The sequence below is a fragment of the Micromonospora sp. NPDC005171 genome (genome assembly GCF_040608575.1).
Taxonomy (GTDB): Bacteria; Actinomycetota; Actinomycetes; order Mycobacteriales; family Micromonosporaceae; genus Micromonospora.
Genome location: NZ_JBEXIM010000036.1, coordinates 44,655 through 61,588 on the forward strand (window position 1 = coordinate 44,655; position 16,934 = coordinate 61,588).

General features: G+C 71.2%; 18 protein-coding genes. 10 read left to right on the plus strand and 8 right to left on the minus strand.

Annotated features, from left to right (window positions below; genetic code table 11):
- Positions 1-15 precede the first annotated feature (15 nt).
- Both ABZU74_RS27925 and ABZU74_RS27930 read right to left on the minus strand, forming a co-directional pair.
- The gene (locus ABZU74_RS27925) at positions 16-861 is read right to left on the minus strand and encodes an ABC transporter permease (RefSeq protein WP_355429785.1); all 846 of its coding nucleotides are present in this window, start codon (positions 859-861) and stop codon (positions 16-18) included.
- A complete protein-coding gene (locus ABZU74_RS27930) occupies positions 858-1,709 on the minus strand; it encodes an ABC transporter ATP-binding protein (protein ID WP_355429788.1) in 852 nt (283 codons plus the stop codon). Before ABZU74_RS27930 ends, ABZU74_RS27925 begins: the two co-directional genes overlap by 4 nt.
- Before the next feature lie 151 nt (positions 1,710-1,860).
- Here ABZU74_RS27930 and ABZU74_RS27935 point away from each other — a divergent pair, with 151 nt between their 5' ends.
- Positions 1,861-3,867 carry a protein meaA gene (locus ABZU74_RS27935; RefSeq protein ID WP_355429791.1) on the plus strand — a complete coding sequence of 669 codons (2,007 nt, stop codon included), beginning with the start codon at positions 1,861-1,863 and terminating at the stop codon, positions 3,865-3,867.
- Positions 3,868-3,920: 53 nt separating this feature from the next.
- Here ABZU74_RS27935 and ABZU74_RS27940 read toward each other — a convergent pair whose 3' ends face one another.
- Positions 3,921-4,217 (minus strand): DUF1540 domain-containing protein, encoded by a 297-nt coding sequence (locus tag ABZU74_RS27940; RefSeq protein WP_355429794.1) that lies wholly within the window; start codon positions 4,215-4,217, stop codon positions 3,921-3,923.
- A 170-nt stretch (positions 4,218-4,387) separates the two neighbouring features.
- Positions 4,388-5,005, minus strand: a complete 618-nt coding sequence (locus ABZU74_RS27945) for a DUF4126 domain-containing protein (RefSeq protein ID WP_355429797.1) — start codon at positions 5,003-5,005, stop codon at positions 4,388-4,390.
- 71 nt (positions 5,006-5,076) lie between these two features.
- Here ABZU74_RS27945 and nucS point away from each other — a divergent pair, with 71 nt between their 5' ends.
- On the plus strand, positions 5,077-5,736 hold the full coding sequence (nucS, locus tag ABZU74_RS27950) for an endonuclease NucS (RefSeq protein ID WP_124773555.1): 660 nt from the start codon (positions 5,077-5,079) through the stop codon (positions 5,734-5,736).
- Between the two features lie 8 nt (positions 5,737-5,744).
- Here the strand turns inward: nucS and ABZU74_RS27955 are convergent, their stop codons facing one another.
- Positions 5,745-7,247 (minus strand): aldehyde dehydrogenase family protein, encoded by a 1,503-nt coding sequence (locus ABZU74_RS27955; protein ID WP_355429800.1) that lies wholly within the window; start codon positions 7,245-7,247, stop codon positions 5,745-5,747.
- Between the two features lie 308 nt (positions 7,248-7,555).
- Between ABZU74_RS27955 and ABZU74_RS27960 the strand changes: the two genes are divergently transcribed.
- The 7 genes from ABZU74_RS27960 (at position 7,556) to ABZU74_RS27990 (ending at position 13,873) form a co-directional block, all read left to right on the plus strand.
- On the plus strand, positions 7,556-7,921 hold the full coding sequence (locus tag ABZU74_RS27960; protein ID WP_355429802.1) for an FHA domain-containing protein: 366 nt from the start codon (positions 7,556-7,558) through the stop codon (positions 7,919-7,921).
- 80 nt (positions 7,922-8,001) lie between these two features.
- Complete coding sequence (locus ABZU74_RS27965) at positions 8,002-9,072, plus strand: alpha/beta hydrolase (RefSeq protein WP_355429805.1); 1,071 nt, start codon at positions 8,002-8,004, stop codon at positions 9,070-9,072.
- Positions 9,073-9,198: 126 nt separating this feature from the next.
- Positions 9,199-10,989, plus strand: coding sequence for a 3-hydroxybutyryl-CoA dehydrogenase (locus ABZU74_RS27970; RefSeq protein WP_355429808.1), 1,791 nt, complete (start codon positions 9,199-9,201; stop codon positions 10,987-10,989).
- Between the two features lie 40 nt (positions 10,990-11,029).
- A complete protein-coding gene (locus tag ABZU74_RS27975; protein ID WP_355429811.1) occupies positions 11,030-11,524 on the plus strand; it encodes a SigE family RNA polymerase sigma factor in 495 nt (164 codons plus the stop codon).
- Positions 11,521-12,609 (plus strand): hypothetical protein, encoded by a 1,089-nt coding sequence (locus tag ABZU74_RS27980; RefSeq protein WP_355429814.1) that lies wholly within the window; start codon positions 11,521-11,523, stop codon positions 12,607-12,609. Before ABZU74_RS27975 ends, ABZU74_RS27980 begins: the two co-directional genes overlap by 4 nt.
- A 64-nt stretch (positions 12,610-12,673) precedes the next feature.
- Positions 12,674-12,997, plus strand: coding sequence for a hypothetical protein (locus ABZU74_RS27985; RefSeq protein WP_307871640.1), 324 nt, complete (start codon positions 12,674-12,676; stop codon positions 12,995-12,997).
- A gap of 66 nt (positions 12,998-13,063) precedes the next feature.
- Positions 13,064-13,873 (plus strand): alpha/beta hydrolase, encoded by an 810-nt coding sequence (locus tag ABZU74_RS27990; RefSeq protein WP_355429817.1) that lies wholly within the window; start codon positions 13,064-13,066, stop codon positions 13,871-13,873.
- 63 nt (positions 13,874-13,936) lie between these two features.
- Here the strand turns inward: ABZU74_RS27990 and ABZU74_RS27995 are convergent, their stop codons facing one another.
- The 3 genes from ABZU74_RS27995 to ABZU74_RS28005 all read right to left on the minus strand — a co-directional run bounded on the left by ABZU74_RS27995 (position 13,937) and on the right by ABZU74_RS28005 (position 16,104).
- Positions 13,937-15,037, minus strand: a complete 1,101-nt coding sequence (locus tag ABZU74_RS27995) for an AI-2E family transporter (RefSeq protein ID WP_355429829.1) — start codon at positions 15,035-15,037, stop codon at positions 13,937-13,939.
- Between the two features lie 108 nt (positions 15,038-15,145).
- Complete coding sequence (locus ABZU74_RS28000; protein ID WP_355429820.1) at positions 15,146-15,334, minus strand: DUF397 domain-containing protein; 189 nt, start codon at positions 15,332-15,334, stop codon at positions 15,146-15,148.
- Positions 15,325-16,104, minus strand: coding sequence for a helix-turn-helix transcriptional regulator (locus ABZU74_RS28005; protein ID WP_355429832.1), 780 nt, complete (start codon positions 16,102-16,104; stop codon positions 15,325-15,327). The genes ABZU74_RS28000 and ABZU74_RS28005 overlap by 10 nt, the downstream gene beginning before the upstream one ends.
- Before the next feature lie 247 nt (positions 16,105-16,351).
- On the opposite strand from ABZU74_RS28005, the gene ABZU74_RS28010 reads away from it, so the two are divergent.
- Complete coding sequence (locus ABZU74_RS28010; protein ID WP_355429823.1) at positions 16,352-16,912, plus strand: hypothetical protein; 561 nt, start codon at positions 16,352-16,354, stop codon at positions 16,910-16,912.
- Positions 16,913-16,934: the final 22 nt, after the last annotated feature.

Consider the following 16,934-nt stretch of genomic DNA (forward strand, 5'->3'; position numbering starts at 1 on the left):
GCCCCGGTCGACCGATCAACCGTCCCGCTTGGTGGTCCAGCGGAAGGTGGTCAGGCAGAGCACCAGGCCGATCACGCACCACAGGGCGAGCACCAGCGCCACCCGGCCCAGCTCGAACGACCCGCCCGGCTCCTGGCCGCCGAAGCTCTCCGGCAGGAACACCGACCGAAGCCCCTGGCACATCCACTTGAGCGGGAACAGCGACGCCACCTGCTGCATCCAGGTGGGCAGGTCGGTGAAGACGAAGAACACCCCGGAGATGAACTGGAGCACCAGCGAGACCGGGGTGACCACGGCCGACCCGCTGCGGGCGGTGCGGGCCAGCGACGAGATGGCGATGCCGCAGAGGGTGCACGCGGTCACCCCGAGCATCGCGACCCAGCCGAAGGTGAGCCACTTCGCCGCGGTGCCGGGCAGGTCGAGGTCGAACAGCGCGACCGCGACGGCCAGCAGCAGCGCCGTCTCGGCGATGCCGATCGCCACCACCATGATCACTTTGCCGGCGAACCAGACCCACTTCGGCATCGGGGTGCCCCGGTAACGCTTGAGCACACCCCGATCCCGTTCGATCGGGATCCAGATGCCGAGGTTCTGGAAGCTCACAGTCATCAGGCCGGTCGCGATCATGCCGGTGATGAAGTACTGGGTGAACTTGACCCCGCCGCCGATCGTCCCGTGGAAGATCGACGCGAAGATCAGGATCATGATGATGGGGAAGCCCATCGTGAAGACGACCGACTCCCGGCTGCGCAGGAACTGGGTGATCTCCAGTCGGCCCTGGCGCAGGGCGAGCGCGCCGGCACCCGGCCGCCGGCCGCGGGTCGCGGTGACCGGCGTCGCCGGCTTCGTCGTGGTCGTCATCGCGCGTGTCCGATCATGGTGAGGTAGACGTCCTCCAGGGTCGGCCGGGTCACGGTGAGCCCGGGGACCTCGCCGCCGTAACGCGCGGCGAGGTCGGCCACGAGGGCCGTCGGCGTCGCGCTCTGCGCGCTTTCCAACGCCCCTTCCGGGGTACGCCAGGAGACCGTCGCCAGGGCCTCCTGGCGGTTGCCCAGCCGGTTGGGTGCGGCCACCTCGACCAGCCGGCCGCCGGCGATCACGCCGACCCGGTCGGCGAGCGCCTCCGCCTCGTCCAGGTAGTGGGTGGTGAGCACGATTGTGGTGCCGGCCGCGGCCAGGTCGCGGATCAGCTCCCAGAACTCGCGGCGGGCCTCCGGGTCGAAACCGGTCGTCGGCTCGTCGAGGAACAGCAACTCGGGGCGGCCGATGATGCCCAGCGCCACGTCCAGGCGGCGCTTCTGCCCGCCGGAGAGGGTGTGCGTCCGCGCCTTCGCCTTGCCGGCCAACCCGACCCGCTCGATCACCTTGTCCGGGTCGTCCGCGTCGGGGTAGAAGCCGGAGAAGTGCCGAATCACCTCGGCGACGGTCAGCTCGTCGAACTCGCCGGTGCCCTGAAGCACGATGCCGACCCGGGACCGCCAGTCGGCGTCGGGACGGGCGGGATCCGCGCCCAGCACGGCGACGTCGCCCGCGTCGCGGTGCCGGTAGCCCTCCAGGATCTCGACAGTGGTGGTCTTACCGGCGCCGTTCGGGCCGAGCAACGCGAACACCTCACCGCGGCGGACGTCGAGATCCACGCCCGCCACCGCCACGTTGTCGCCGTACGCCTTGCGCAGCCCTCGGACGGAGATGGCCAGCTCGTCATCCATGACGTCCAGTGTGCGTCCTGACCCGTCCGACCTGCTGCCCGGGGTGTGGTGGTCAGCGCCACCGCGAGCGCTTCGGACCCGGTCGTCCGCGACATGGACCTGTGTGGTTTTCCACAACCCGTTTTACTGAACGGTAACTTAGACTCCGGCCATGGATGAGACGCCATCTGCGAGCCGGTTGCCCGAGCGGGACCGCCCGTGGGTGATGCGCACCTACGCCGGCCACTCGTCGGCCTCGGCGACCAACGCCCTCTTCCGCCGCAACCTGGCGAAGGGGCAGACCGGTCTCTCGGTCGCCTTCGACCTGCCCACCCAGACCGGGTACGACCCGGACCACGAACTCGCCGCCGGTGAGGTCGGACGGGTCGGCGTGCCGGTGGCCCACCTCGGCGACATGCGGGCGCTCTTCGACGGTCTCCCGCTCGCCGACACGAACACCTCGATGACCATCAACGCCCCGGCGATGTGGCTGCTCGCCCTCTACGGCACCGTCGGGCTGGAGCAGGGCGCCGACCTGACCCGCTGCGCCGGCACCACCCAGAACGACATCATCAAGGAGTACCTGTCCCGGGGCACCTACATCTTTCCGCCGGCGGCGTCGCTGCGGCTGACCGCCGACGTGGTGGCGTACACGCTGCGCGAGATGCCCCGGTGGAACCCGGTAAACATCTGCTCGTACCACCTCCAGGAGGCCGGCGCCACGCCCGTGCAGGAGGTCGGCTTCGCGCTGGCCACCGCGGTCGCCGTGCTCGACGCGGTCCGTGACTCCGGTCAGGTGCCGGCCGAGCGGATGGGCGACGTGGTCCAGCGGATCTCGTTCTTCGTCAACGCCGGGGTGCGTTTCGTCGAGGAGATCGCCAAGATGCGCGCGTTCGGCGTGCTCTGGGACGAGATCACCCGGGACCGGTACGGGGTCACCGACGCCAGGCAACGGCGGTTCCGCTACGGCGTGCAGGTCAACTCGCTCGGCCTCACCGAGGCGCAGCCGGAGAACAACATCCAGCGCATCGTGCTGGAGATGCTCGGCGTGACGATGTCCCGCGACGCCCGGGCCCGCGCGGTCCAACTGCCCGCCTGGAACGAGGCGCTCGGCCTGCCCCGCCCGTGGGACCAGCAGTGGTCGTTGCGGATGCAGCAGGTCCTGGCGTACGAGTCGGATCTGCTCGAATATCCCGACCTCTTCGCCGGCTCGCACGTGATGACCGCGCTGGTCGACGAGGTCGTCACCGGGGCGCGGGTCGAGCTGGACAAGGTGCTGGAGCTGGGCGGCGTGGTCGCCGCCGTGGAGACCGGCTACCTCAAGAGCGCGCTCGTCGCCTCGCTGGCCGAACGCCGCCGTCGGATGGAGTCCGGTGCCGACGTGGTGGTCGGGGTCAACAGGTACACCGAGACCGAATCCTCCCCGCTGACCGCCGCCGGCGCCGGAGCGGTCGAGCAGGTCGATCCCGCGGTCGAGGCGGCCGCGGCGGACGGCGTACGCCGGTGGCGGGCCGACCGGGACGCGGCCGTCGTCGACGCGGCGTTGGCGCGGCTCCGCGCGGACGCCGCGACCAGCACCAACCTGATGCCGGCCACTCTGGAGTGCGTGCGTGCCGGGGTGACCACCGGCGAGTGGGCCGGCGCGCTGCGCCAGGTCTTCGGCGAGTACCGGGCGCCGACCGGCCTGGCCGGCGCCACCGGCGGCGGCGGCGAGCCGGGCCTCGCGGCGGTCCGCGAGCGGGTCACCGCCACGGCGCGGGAGTTGGGCAGCGGCCGGCTGCGGTTGCTGGTCGGCAAACCCGGCCTGGACGGGCACTCCAACGGCGCGGAGCAGATCGCGGTACGCGCCCGCGACGCCGGCTTCGAGGTCGTCTACCAGGGCATCCGGTTGACCGCGGGGCAGATCGTAGCCGCCGCCGTGGAGGAGGACGTCGACCTGGTCGGGCTCTCCGTGCTCTCCGGGTCGCACCTGGCCGCCGTGCCCGCGGTTCTGGACGGGTTACGCGCCGCCGGCCGGGCGGACCTGCCGGTGGTGGTGGGCGGCATCATCCCGGCCAGCGACGCGGACACCCTCCGGGCGGCCGGGGTCGCCCGGGTGTTCACCCCGAAGGACTTCGCCCTCACCGGCATCATCGACGACCTGGTGACGGTCATCCGTCGCGCCAACGACCTGCCCTGATCGGGAACGCCTCGCCGCGCGACGGCCCGGCTGGTGAGCGGGCCGTCGGCTGGTCAGCGGCCGGCGTAGGTCATGCAGTCGGCCATGTCGTTGTCCGGGCCGACCTTGATCGACGAGGCGTGGCACTCCAGCTGCTCGTTGTGCCGGCAGTCGGCGCGCTGGCAGGCGCCCACCTGGGCGATGAGGCTCTCCACGCCGCCCCGGACGGGCGACTCGACGAAGGTGTGGCAGTGGGCGTGATCCATGCTGCCGATGGTGATCGCGAAGGCGTGGCAGTCACCCGATTGGTTGTACGCGCACGCGGCGACCACACATTCCTGGACTCGGGGCATCTCCAACGCTGCGGTCATGCCGACCTCCTCTAGGCTCTTGCCCCGATACTAGGCTTTTGCCGGCCCCCGGAACCCTGGTATCGCGAGCGCCGATCCGCCGCCCAGCATGATCGACTCGGATTTCAGGAACGCGGGGTGTCCCGCTGCGGGCGATGGCCCGGTTTCCAAAAATCCGAGTCGATCAAGCGTCAGACGCGGAAGCCGGCGGCGCGGGCCGCCTCTCGTTCGCGGCGTCGTTCGGACCGACGGCGGACGAACCAGAAGGTGAAGAACACCAGGCCGACCAGGAAGACGAGCACCAGCACCGGCAGGATGATCGCCACCAGGGAGACCACAACGCTTGTGGCGTCCTCGGCGGTGCTGGCGACCGGGGCACCGAACCCGGCGGTGGTCGCGTTGACGATGGGACGCGCCGCGGACTTGAGCAGGTGCACACCCAACGCCAGCAGCACGCCGGTGACCACCGGCACCCACTGGTGGGACGAGAAGAAGCTCCCCGGGTCGCTGACCGTCACCGTCTCCGACGAGGAGCCGGCGCCGAAGGCCAGCCCACCGGCGGTGGGCCGGACCACTGTCTGCACCACGTCGTTGAGGTGGTCGACCACCGGCACCTTGTCCGCCACCATCTCCACGGCGAGCAGCACGGCCATGATGGCGATGACCCAGCCGTTGCCGAGCCAGGTCCAGCCGCTGGGCAGGTCGATCAGGTCGGTGTAGCGGCCGAGTAGGCCGAGGATGAGCAGGGGTATGTAGGCGTTCAGCCCCGCCGAGGCGGCGAGACCGGTGCCGGTGAGGACTTCGAACACGGTCTCAGCATCGCATCGACGCGCCAGTGCCGCTCGCTGGCGACAGGTGGGTGCTCGGCTACCCTCGTCGGGTGCGGTTGGTCATTGCGAAGTGCTCGGTGGACTACGTCGGACGCCTCTCGGCTCACCTGCCGCTGGCCACCCGGTTGCTGATGGTGAAGGCGGACGGGTCGGTGTCCATCCATGCCGACGACCGTGCGTACAAGCCGTTGAACTGGATGAGCCCGCCGTGTCGGTTGGAGGAGGCCCCCGGGGTGTGGCGGGTCGTCAACAAGGCTGGCGAGGAGCTGCGGATCACCCTGGAGGAGATCTTCCAGGACACCTCGTACGAGTTGGGTGTGGACCCGGGCCTGCGCAAGGACGGGGTGGAGGCGCACCTGCAGGAGTTGCTGGCCGCCAACCCGGGTGTCCTGGGTGAGGGGTTCACGCTGGTCCGCCGTGAGTACATGACGGCGATCGGCCCGGTCGACCTGCTGTGCCGGGACGCCAACTCGGGCTCGGTCGCCGTCGAGGTCAAACGGCGCGGCGACATCGACGGGGTGGAGCAGTTGACCCGCTATCTCGAGTTGATGAACCGTGACCCGCTGCTCAGCCCGGTCGTCGGGGTCTTCGCCGCTCAGGAGATCAAGCCGCAGGCGCGGGTGCTCGCCACCGACCGGGGCATCCGGTGTGTGGTCGTGGACTACGACAAGCTGCGTGGCATCGTGAAGGACGAGCTGACCCTCTTCTGACCGGCGCCCTAGCCGTTCCTTCCGTACATCGTCTTGATCACCTTGACGAGCCGGGCCACGTCGGTGGGGGTGCGGTCGAACGTCATCGACGGCAGCAGCGACCTGGCGCGACGTCGGGTGATCGCCTTGGACCGGCCGAACTCACGCAGGCCGTCCTCGCCGTGGATCCGACCGAAGCCGGAGTCGCCGACACCGCCGAACGGCAGCGTGGACATGCCGGCGAAGGTCAGCGTCGAGTTGATCGAGGCCATCCCGGAGCGCAGCCGCCGCGCGATGGCCACCGCGCGCCGCCGGCCGAAGACCGAACCCCCGAGGCCGTACGACAGGGCGTTGGCGCGGCTGACGGCCTCGTCGGCGTCGCGGACCCGGCTGATGGTCAGCGTGGGGCCGAAGGTCTCCTCGCGGACGGCGGCCGACTCCTCCGGAACGTCCACCAGCACGGTGGGGTGGACGTACGGCGGCTGTACGGCGCTCGGGCCACCGAGCACGGCGCGCCCGCCGGACGTGATCGCGGCGTCGATGTGCCGGCGGATCACGTCGATCTGCGTGGGCATGGTGATCGGGCCGATGTCGGTGCCCTCCGGCCCGACCGTCAGCCGACCGGCGCGGGCCACCACCTTGTCGACGAAGGCGTCGAAGACGGCGTCGACGGCGTACACCCGCTCGATGCCGATGCAGGTCTGGCCCGCGTTGGTCATGCCGCCCCAGACGCACGCCTCGGCGGCGGCGTCCAGGTCGGCGTCGCTGTCGACGATCATGGCGTCCTTGCCGCCGCCCTCGATGAGCACCGGGGTCAGCGTCTCGGCGCAGGCGGCCATCACCTTCCGGGCGGTGGCGGTGGAGCCGGTGAAGGCCAGCTTGTCGACACCGGAGCGGCACAGCGCCGCGCCCACGTCGCCCAGCCCGTGCACGGCGGTGAACACCTGCTGCTCGGGCACCACCTCGGCGAAGCTGTCCACCAGCCACTGGCCGACGGCGGGCGTGTATTCGCTCGGCTTGAGCACCACGGCATTTCCGGCGGCGAGGGCGTACGCGGCGGAGCCGATCGGTGTGAAGACCGGATAGTTCCACGGCCCGATCACGCCGACCACCCCGTACGGCTGGTATTCGAGGTGCGCGGAGAACTCGGCGAGGATGAGCCGGGAGCGCGCCCGGCGCGGACCGAGCACGCGACCGGCGTTGCGGGCGGCCCAGTCGATGTGCTCGATCGCGGTGACGATCTCGACGATGGCGTCGGCGACCGACTTCCCGCCCTCGACGTGCACCAACTCGGCCAACTGCTCGATCCGCTCGGCGAGCAGGGCACGCCAGCGCAGCAGCCGCTTCCGGCGGCCGGTGAAGCCGAGACCGGCCCACCACTCGCCGGCGGCGCGGGCCCGGTCGACGGCTTCCCGCACGTCGGCATCGGTGGCGACCGGGAGGCGACCGGCCTCAGCGCCGGTCGCCGGGCTGGTGGAAACCAACTGGCCCGCGTCGATGACCGGAACGCCCGGGATATGCACTGCCGTCATGGCGGAAGTCTAGACCCGAGGATTACTCGCCGGTAGGGTCCCCGATTCGGGGCCGGGGCACCGGCGTCGCACCAACCCGGCCGATCGTTGATCAGTGCAAGTCAGAGCGTTGGTGACGGATGCGGCCCGCCCGAATCGTCGAACGGCAGGTGGCCGGGAGGTGACGAGAGGCTGACCGGCCGGTCGGTACTGACAACTACCGTCTGATGGCAAGCTGACGCGCGGGGTGACGGTGTGGGGTGGAGGGCTGGCTGTCCATGGAGGAACATCCGGAACTGATGCCGCTGTTGACGGTCGCGGGTGGACCGATGCGCGGAGCGAGCTTTCGCATGCGAGCCGAAGTGCAGATGATCGGCCGAGCGCCGACCTGTCAGGTGGTCATCAACGATCCGCACCTGAGTCGTCGCCACGCCGAGGTGTGGCTGGCGCCGGAGGGCCCGTCCCTGCGGGACCTGGGCTCCACCAACGGCACCTGGCTCAACGACCGGCGGGTCACCGAGGTGGAACGACTCTCCGACGGTGACGTGATCCGGCTGGGCCGTACCGAACTGCGCCTGTTCGACCCTGGGGTGGCGCTCACCGATCCGGTGGGGCTCAGCTTCGGCCCGTCCCGGCGCGACGTCCGACCGACACTGCCGCTACCGCTGGCCACCCCACCGGGCACGCGTCGCTGATCGCCTGGCGGTCGGCCACACCGGGCAGCTCTCTCGGGTGGAGATCCAACACCTGGACCGGCGGGGACACCCGTGGCAGCATGCCGCGGATGGAGACCGAGCTGCGGACCGTGACGGCGAACGGCATCACCCAGGCGGTACGTGTGGCCGGCCCGTCGGACGGCACACCGGTGCTGCTGATCCACGGCAACTGTTCGTCGGCGCTGTTCTGGGAGCCGCTGGTCCGGCGGTTGCCACCGACGCTGCGGGTGGTCGCCCCCGACCTACGGGGGTACGGCGACTCCGCGACGGCCCCGGTGGACGCCACCCGGGGTCTGCGGGACTTCGCCGACGACGTGACCGCCCTGCTTGACGACCCGACGCTCTTCGCCACCGGCGCGCGCCCGGTGGTGGTCGGGCACTCCCTCGGCGGCGGGGTGGCGATGCGCCTGCTGGTCGACCATCCGCACCGGGTGGGTGCGTTGCTGCTCGCCGCGCCGGTCTCCCCGTACGGCTTCGGCGGCACCCGCGACCTGACCGGCACGCCGACCACACCCGACTTCGCCGGCACCGGCGCCGGCACGGCGAACCCGGACTTCGTCGCCCGCCTCGCGGCCGGCGACCGGAGCGCTGACGCGCCGGCCAGCCCGCGGGCCGTGCTGCGAGCCACCTATGTGGCCGATCCCGCCTCGTTGGGCGAGGACGAGGAACTGCTGCTGGACACCGTGCTCTCCACCGCCACCGGGGACGACAACTACCCGGGCACGGCGGTGCCGTCGGAGAACTGGCCGGGCACCGCGCCGGGGGAGCGCGGGGTGCTCAACGCGCTCGCGCCGACCTGGTTCCGGCTCGCCGACGAGCTGGTGGCCGTCGCCGAGAAGCCACCTGTCACCTGGGTACGCGGCGACGTCGACGTCATCGTCTCGGACACCTCGCTCTTCGACCTGGCGTACCTGGGTTCGCTGGATCTCGTGCCCGGCTGGCCCGGCGCGGACGTGTGCCCACCGCAGCCGATGGTCGGCCAGACCCGGGCGGTGCTCGACAGGTACGCGGCGGCCGGCGGCGCGTACCACGAGGTGGTGCTGCCCGGCTGCGGTCACAGCCCGCACCTGGAGCGCCCGGCGGAGTTCGTCGCCGAGTTGTTGGCCCTGACCAGCGTGGCGGCCGCATAGCGGCGCTGCTGCGCCGTGGGTGAAATATGCCACGGCGTCTCGACAACTCACCGTCACGTGGCAGACTCGCGCGCATAACCTTAGCGGCCGTTCAGTGGTCGTGCGGAGTCTCTGGGGAGGCCGGTCGTGGCGCGCGAGTTCAGCACCGTTGGCGTGGTGGGGCTGGGCACCATGGGTGCCGGCATCGTCGAGGTCTTCGCCCGCAACGGCATCGACGTGGTGGCCGTGGAGATCTCCGAGCCGGCGCTGGAGCGCGGCCGGGCCACCCTGAAGGGTTCCACCGACCGGGCGGTCGCCAAGGGCAAGCTCGCCGAGGCGGACCGCGACGCCCTGCACGAGCGGGTGCACTTCGCGGTCGGGCTGGACGCGCTGCACTCCGTCGACCTGGTCATCGAGGCGGTGCCCGAGCACCTCGACCTCAAGCAGCGGATCTTCGCCGAACTGGACCGGGTCTGCCGACCGGAGACCATCCTCGCCACCAACACCTCGTCGTTGAGCGTCACCGAGATCTCGGTCGCCACCACCCGGCCCAACCAGGTGATCGGCATCCACTTCTTCAACCCGGCCCCGGTGATGAAGCTGGTCGAGGTGGTCCGCACCGTCGTCACCGCACCCGAGGTGGTCGCCGACGTCGAGGCGCTCTGCGCCCGGCTCGGCAAGGTCGACGTCACCATCAACGACCGGGCCGGCTTCATCGCCAACGCGCTGCTCTTCGGCTACCTCAACCACGCGGTCAGCATGGTCGAGTCGCACTACGCGACCCGGGAGGACATCGACGCCGCGATGAAGCTCGGCTGTGGTCTGCCGATGGGCCCGCTGGCGTTGATGGACCTGATCGGTCTGGACACCGCGTACGAGATCCTGGACACCATGTACCGGCGCGGCGGGCGGGACCGCCGGCACGCCCCGGTGCCACTGCTCAAGCAGATGGTGACGGCGGGGCTGCTCGGCCGGAAGTCCGGCCGGGGCTTCTACACCTACGAACGGCCCGGCTCCCCGGTGGTCGTACCGGATGAGGCGACGCCGCTGGCCACGGAGTCGGCGCTCGCCGACGGTGCGCGTGCCATCGCGAAGGTCGGCGTGGTCGGCTCCGGGACGATGGCCACCGGGATCATCGAGGTCTTCGCGAAGGCCGGTTACGAGGTCGTCTCGGTGACCCGCGGCGCGGAGAAGTCCGCGACGGTCTGCGAGGCGGTGAAGACCTCACTGAACAAGGGCGTGGTGCGCGGCAAGCTCGCCGAGGCCGACCGGGACGCCGCCCTGGGCCGGATCAGCTGGTCCGCCACGCTCGACCATCTTGCCGACGTCGACCTGGTGGTCGAGGCGGTCATCGAGGAGCTGAGCGTCAAGAAGGCCCTCTTCGCGAGCCTCGACGAGATCTGCAAGCCGGGCGTGGTGCTGGCCACCACCACCTCGTCGCTGCCGGTGATCGACGTGGCGATGGCCACCCAGCGCCCGGCCGACGTGGTGGGGCTGCACTTCTTCAACCCGGCGCCGGTCATGCCGCTGGTCGAGGTCGTCCGCACCATCCGCACCTCCCCGGAGGCCACCGCCACCGCCCGCGCCGTCTGCGCCGCGCTCGGCAAGACCGGTGTGGTCTGCGGCGACCGGTCCGGCTTCATCGTCAACGCGCTGCTCTTCCCCTACCTGAACGACGCGGTGAAGATGCTGGAGGCCAGTTACTCGACGGCCGACGACATCGACCACGCCATGAAGCTGGGCTGCGGCTACCCGATGGGCCCGTTCGAGCTGCTCGACGTGGTCGGGCTGGACGTCTCGCTGGCCATCCAGCGGGAGCTGTACCTGGAACTGCGCGAGCCGGGCTTCGCGCCCGCGCCGCTGCTGGAGCACCTGGTCACCGCCGGCTACCTGGGCCGCAAGACCCGCCGCGGCTTCCGCGACCACTCGCACCGCTGACCGGGTCAACGCTGGCGGGCTCCGGCGGCGTCTGCATGGTGTGACCTTCGAGGAGTACGTCAGCAGCCGGGGGCCAGCCCTGATCCGGCTGGCGCGGCTGCTCACCGGTGACCAGCACCGGGCCGAGGACCTCACCCAGGACGTGCTGTCCCGGGCGTACGTGCACTGGCGCAAGATCTCTCGGGCGGACCGGCCCGACGTGTACGTGCGCCGGATGTTGGTCAACGCCAACAACTCCTGGTGGCGTCGCCGGTCCAACCGCGAACTGGCCATCGACACGTTCGTGGACCGGCCGCACCGCGGCGACCTCGGCCGTGAGGCGGCCGAGCGGGACGAGATGTGGCGACTGATCCTCGGCCTGCCCGACCGCCAGCGGGCGGTGCTGGTGCTGCGCTACTACGAGGACCTCGACGACGCGACAATCGCGCAGATCCTGGACTGCTCGCCGGTCACCGTCCGTTCCCACGCGATGCGGGCGCTCGCCAACCTCCGGAAGCGCTGTGGCGCCCCGGCCACGAACGGGAGCCGACCGTGACGGACCTCGACGAGCGGATCGTCCGAACCCTGCGGGACCGTGCCGAGGGCGCCGTGGACCCCGCCCGGCTGCTGCAGGCTTCCCGCGCTCGGGGCCGCCGCCGCCAACTCCGCCGCCGGGTCGCCGCAGGGACCGCGTTGTCCCTGATCGGGGCGCTCGGCGTGGTGGGAGTGACCGGGACGGGCCTCGACGGGTTGACCGGCCGCCTGCCCTGGACCGCCACGACGTCGACCGGGGCCACGCCGGTGCCGCCCCGCGTCGACGGGGTGCCCGGGGCCGCCGCCGACCCGGCGCTGGTCGGCAGCGATCCGAACGTGCTGCACTTCGGCCTCGACCCGACCCGGGCCCGCTATCTGGGCTGGGAGGTTATCCGGGGCCGCACCGAATCGGTACGGCTCAGCGTCCGGGACGACCAACCGGTGCATGTCGAGGTGAGCAGTACGCCGGAGTTGTCGATTAGCGTCTCATTCGGCGGCGTCGAGGTTGAGGCGGCCGCACCAGGGCCCCAGACCTTCGACGGCACGATCCACCCGGCGAGCGGCGGCGTAAAAGCAATGGTCAAGTTGTGGCACCCCGCGCCAGGTCTGTACGCCCGTGCCGTCATCCTGCGGGGGGACCGTGCCGGGCTGGAGCAGGCGGTCAAGGCACTGCGCTGGAACGAGGCCCACTCGTGCGCCGTGCCGTTGCGGCTCGACGCCCTGCCCGAAGGCGCGCCGATCACTGCCTGCTCGGTGGAGGTCGGCTCCTACCCGAGACTGGTCTCCTCGGAGTTCACCCTTGGGCGGGCGGCGACCCAGGTCATGTTCGTGAAATACCGCTACGCGAGCGGGGCTCTCACCCAAACCGCGGGGAATCGGACTGTCGCGGGCCGCCCGGCGTATCTCTCTCCGGACGGGACGACCCTGGATCTGCTCGGCATCCCCAAGACGGTGGTGAGTGCCAACTTCGGCTGGCAGTGGGAGGACGGGCGATCGGTCGGCGTCGAGCCGGGCGCGACGAGCGGCTTCACCGAGGCGGACGCGACGACCGTCCTGGCGGGGGCGCGGGTCGTCGAAGACCCGACGCTGCCGGAGAGCTGGGAGTGATCTCAGCCGTCGGGCGGGCTGGCCGCGAGGTCGTCCCGTCCGACGGAACGTACGCTTGGTGACTGTGAGCCCCCGTCGCAATCGCCCTCGCCGGGACGAGAACGCCAACCTGGACGCCGACCGGGTCCGGCAGGGTGTCGCCTCGGTGCAGCAGTGGACCGACGGCGCCTGGCAGGTACGCGGCATCGGCGCGGGCGCGTCGATCAAGACGTACCGCTGCCCTGGCTGTGACCAGGAGATCCGGCCCGGGGTGGCGCACCTGGTGGCCTGGCCGGCGGACGGCCTGGGTGACCTGACCGACCGGCGGCACTGGCACAGCGGCTGCTGGCGGGCCCGGGACCGGCGCGGCCCGGCGGTGCAGCGCGGCCGGGGCACCCCGCGCTACTGAGCGACCTGGATCACCCTGTTACCGCCTGGGCGGGCGGCGGCGGCGACTTCGCGCCAGACTTGGGCGGTGAGCACAGCGATCCGCGCGTCGTCGATCCTGCCCGGCCGCCGGGAGGACATCGAGCTGCACACCGCCGACGGTCTGCGGCTGGTCGGTGAGCTGGCCCTGCCGGCCGACCGGCCGCCGGTGGCCACCCTGGTCTGCCTGCACCCGCTGCCCACCCACGGCGGCATGATGGACAGCCACGTGTTCCGCAAGGCGGCCTGGCGGCTGCCCGCGCTGGCCGACCTGGCGGTGCTGCGGTTCAACACCCGGGGCACCAGCAGCGTGCGCGGCACCAGCGAGGGGGCCTTCGACGGCGCGGTGGGCGAGCGGTACGACGTGGCCGCCGCCATCGAGTACGCGGAGTTCGCCGAGCTGCCCAACATCTGGCTCGTCGGCTGGTCGTTCGGCACCGACCTGGCGTTGAAGTACGGCTGCGACCCGGCGATCGCCGGGGCGATCCTGCTCTCCCCGCCGCTGCGCTTCTCCGCCCCCGAGGACCTGGCCACCTGGGCCGACTCGGGTCGGCCGCTGGTGGCGCTGGTGCCGGAGTTCGACGACTACCTGCGCCCCGCCGAGGCGCGGGAGCGGTTCGCCGCCGTGCCGCAGGCCGAGGTGGTCGGCGTCCAGGGTGCCAAGCACCTCTGGGTGGGCGACGCCGAGACGGTGCTCGACGAGATCGTCCGGCGGGTCAACCCGGCCGTCGAGGTGCCGCTGCCGACGACCTGGGACGGCCCGATGGAGGCCGGCGACGTCAGCGCGTACGCCGACCGGACGGTGGCCGCCTTCGCCGACACCCCTGTCCCCGGCCCGGCCGCCACCAAGGCGGACTGACTCGCCCGTCCCGTCCCGACCGCCCGTCCCTGGCCCGGCCGCCGGTCCCGTTCGGGCCGACGCTCAGCGGCGCTCCTGGCGGGGCAGCACCACCTCGCGCAGGATCAGTTGCAGCGCGGCCACCGTGGGGATGGCGATCAGCGCGCCCACCACGCCCAGCAGCGCCACCCCGAGCAGCGCGGCCAGCAGGGCGGCCACCTCGTTGACCTCGACCGAACGTCGCATCACCTTCGGGTAGATGAGGTAGTTCCCCACCTGCTGGTAGATCAGGAAGAAGACCGCGCAGGCGATGCCGGTGGGCAGGTCGGCGGCGAAGCCGACCAGGCTCACGATCACCGCGCCCAGGGTCGCGCCGATCTGCGGGATCAGGTCGGTCACCGCGACCACCACGGCCAGCGCGAACGGGTACGGCAGGTCGACGATCAGCGCGAACACGAATGTGGTCGCGCCGGCCAGCACCGCGATGCTCAGCGCGCCGACCATGTAGGCGCCAACCTTGGCCAATATTTCGTCACCGATCAGCTGCACCCGCTGCCGCCGCGACCGGGGCACCAACGAGTAGCTCAGCGAACGCAGCCGGTCGAAGTAGGCCAGGAAGTAGATCGTCAACACCAGCACGGTCAGCGTCCGGAACACCGTGCCGAAGATCAGTTGTGCGCCGCCCAGCACCCCGCCGAGCGCCCGTCCGACCGTCTCCGCGTTGGCCGCCCCCTGCACCCGCTCCACCACGTCGTACCGCTCCACCAGGTCATTGACCGTCGGGTTGCGGCGCAACTCGTCGAGCAGGCTGGGGATCTGGTCGATGAACTGCCCCGACTGGGTGACGATCGGCGGGACCAGCGCCACCACGCCGCCGCAGAGCAGCAGCACCACCGTCAACGCGACCGCCGCCACCGCCAGGCCGTGCGGCACACCCCAGCGGCCCAGTCGGACCACCGCCGGGTTGAGACCGACCGCGAGGAAGAGCGCGATCACCACCAGCACGAGGATGCCGCCGGCATTGCGAATCCCCAGATAAAGGGTGTACGCCAGCAGCACGCCAAGCGCACCGGTGAAGCCGAGCAGGAAGCTGCTGCGGCGCAGTGGCCGCCCCGGTGTGCCGAACTTTCCGGACGGGACCGCTGGCGGCTCCTCCGGGTCGACCCCCGGGGCGGGGACCGGCACCGGCGGTGGCGTCTCCACCGGTTGCGGTGTTTCCGCTGGCGGGGGACCGGGGGTCACGTCCGGGTCGTCGCCGGCCGGGTCGTGCTGTGGCACCAGGGACCTCCCGGCTCAGACCGTCGGACGACGGGCGACGGCCACGAACGCCCGCCACGAGGCAGGCGCGAACAGCAGCACGGGGCCGGTCGGGTCCTTGCTGTCCCGCACCCCCACAACCCCGGGCAGGTTGTCCGCCACCTCGACACACTCTCCGTTGCCGCTACGGCTGGATGTGCGCCAGAGCGCGCCGGTCAGGTCCATGAGGTCACAACTTCCTTCATCAGTTCGATCGACTGGCGGCGGGACAACGCACCGTTTCTGATCATCTCCCAACGCGCCAGCAGCGTAGCCACCTCATGGTCGCCATCGACCACGAGACCGTCAATCTGGTGCTCCATGTGCCCCACCCAACCACCGTCGGCGCCTCGGGCCAGATTGAACGGTCCGGAAAGGCCGACGTGCAGCCCGGTCTCGGCCGGAACGATGTGCAGGCTGACGTGTGGTCGCTCCAGACTGGCGACGAGGTGGGTGAGCTGCTCGACCATCAACCCGCGAACCTCCTCACCGGCGCGCCGAAGCACCAGCTCGTCTATGACCGCGACGAACTGCGGCGGCTCCGGCTGGGCCAGCAGCGACTGGCGGTCCAGGCGGGCGTGGACTCGCCGTTCCACCTCGTCGTCGCTGAGCAGGTCGTCGCAGCGGATCACCGCGCGGGCGTAGTTCTCGGTCTGAAGCAGGCCGGGGATCAGCGTTGGTTGGAAGCAGCGCAGTTGGCGGGCGGTGCGCTCGGCGTCCAGCCAGGGCCGGAACCAGCTCGGCTGGCCGTCGCGCTCGGCGAGCTTGAGCAGGTAGACGAGCAGGCCGCCGGTGCTCAACACCTCGTCGGCGCGGGCCAGGAAGAGCCGGTCCAGCGGACGTTGGCCCAGCTCCAGCGCGGACACCATCGAGCCGGAGTAGTGCACCAGCCGGCCGAACTCCTCCTCGCTCATGCCGGCGGCGATCCGCAGCCGGCGCAGTTGGGCGCGAATCATGTCGGCCGTCGGCGCGGCGTCGCCTTCCACAGTGCCTCCGCAGATCGAGGGTCGTCTCCACAGGTCGGCCCGGCGGGTCACGTCGGCACCGCAGTCACCCCACCGGACCCGGCGATGCCTTCCGACCGTAGTCGTGTCCTCAGCAGACTGTCACGTACCGGTTCGTCCCGGACCACTCCGGTTCCGCACCGCGCGGGCCTGCCGTCGCACGGCGGCGCGACCGTACCTCAGCCGAGGAGATAACCCGATGCCCATGTCTCGCCCCGTGGACCGGTCGCTGCCCGTCACCGTCACCTCGGTGTCGCTGTCGTCCGGCGGCTGCACTCCGCCGGGCTCCGGCTCAGGCCGGAGGTCACGTACCTCGGCGTCGGGGCTGCCCCAGCCACGGCTCGGGCCGTACCCCCTGTTTCCCCGACCCTGCGGCGCGCGGACGCCGCACACCCCGCTGCGACCCATCTGGTGCTGCCGGGCCGACGGCCGGCCGTGGCCCTGTGCGGATGCCCGGCTGCTGCTCAAGGCGGAGTTCGACGAGGACCCGGCGGCGCTGACCATCTACCTGGCCGGGCTCTACCACGAAGCGGCGCACGACCTTTACCAGCTCAATCCCTACGACGGCCCGGCGCCCAGGGAGTTGTTCGAGCGCTTCGTGGCGTGGGGGCCCGTTCCGCCGCCCGATCATCGACCCACCCCCGGATACCGACTAGAACGCAGATCTTGGACACTTTCCGCCACGGCGGCGGGCTCAACCGGTGGTTGCAACACCCCCTTTTGGTGGTTGTCGTTGGGGTGGTTATGGCGTCGAGGTTGAGTGCGTTGGAGCGGGAGCAGAT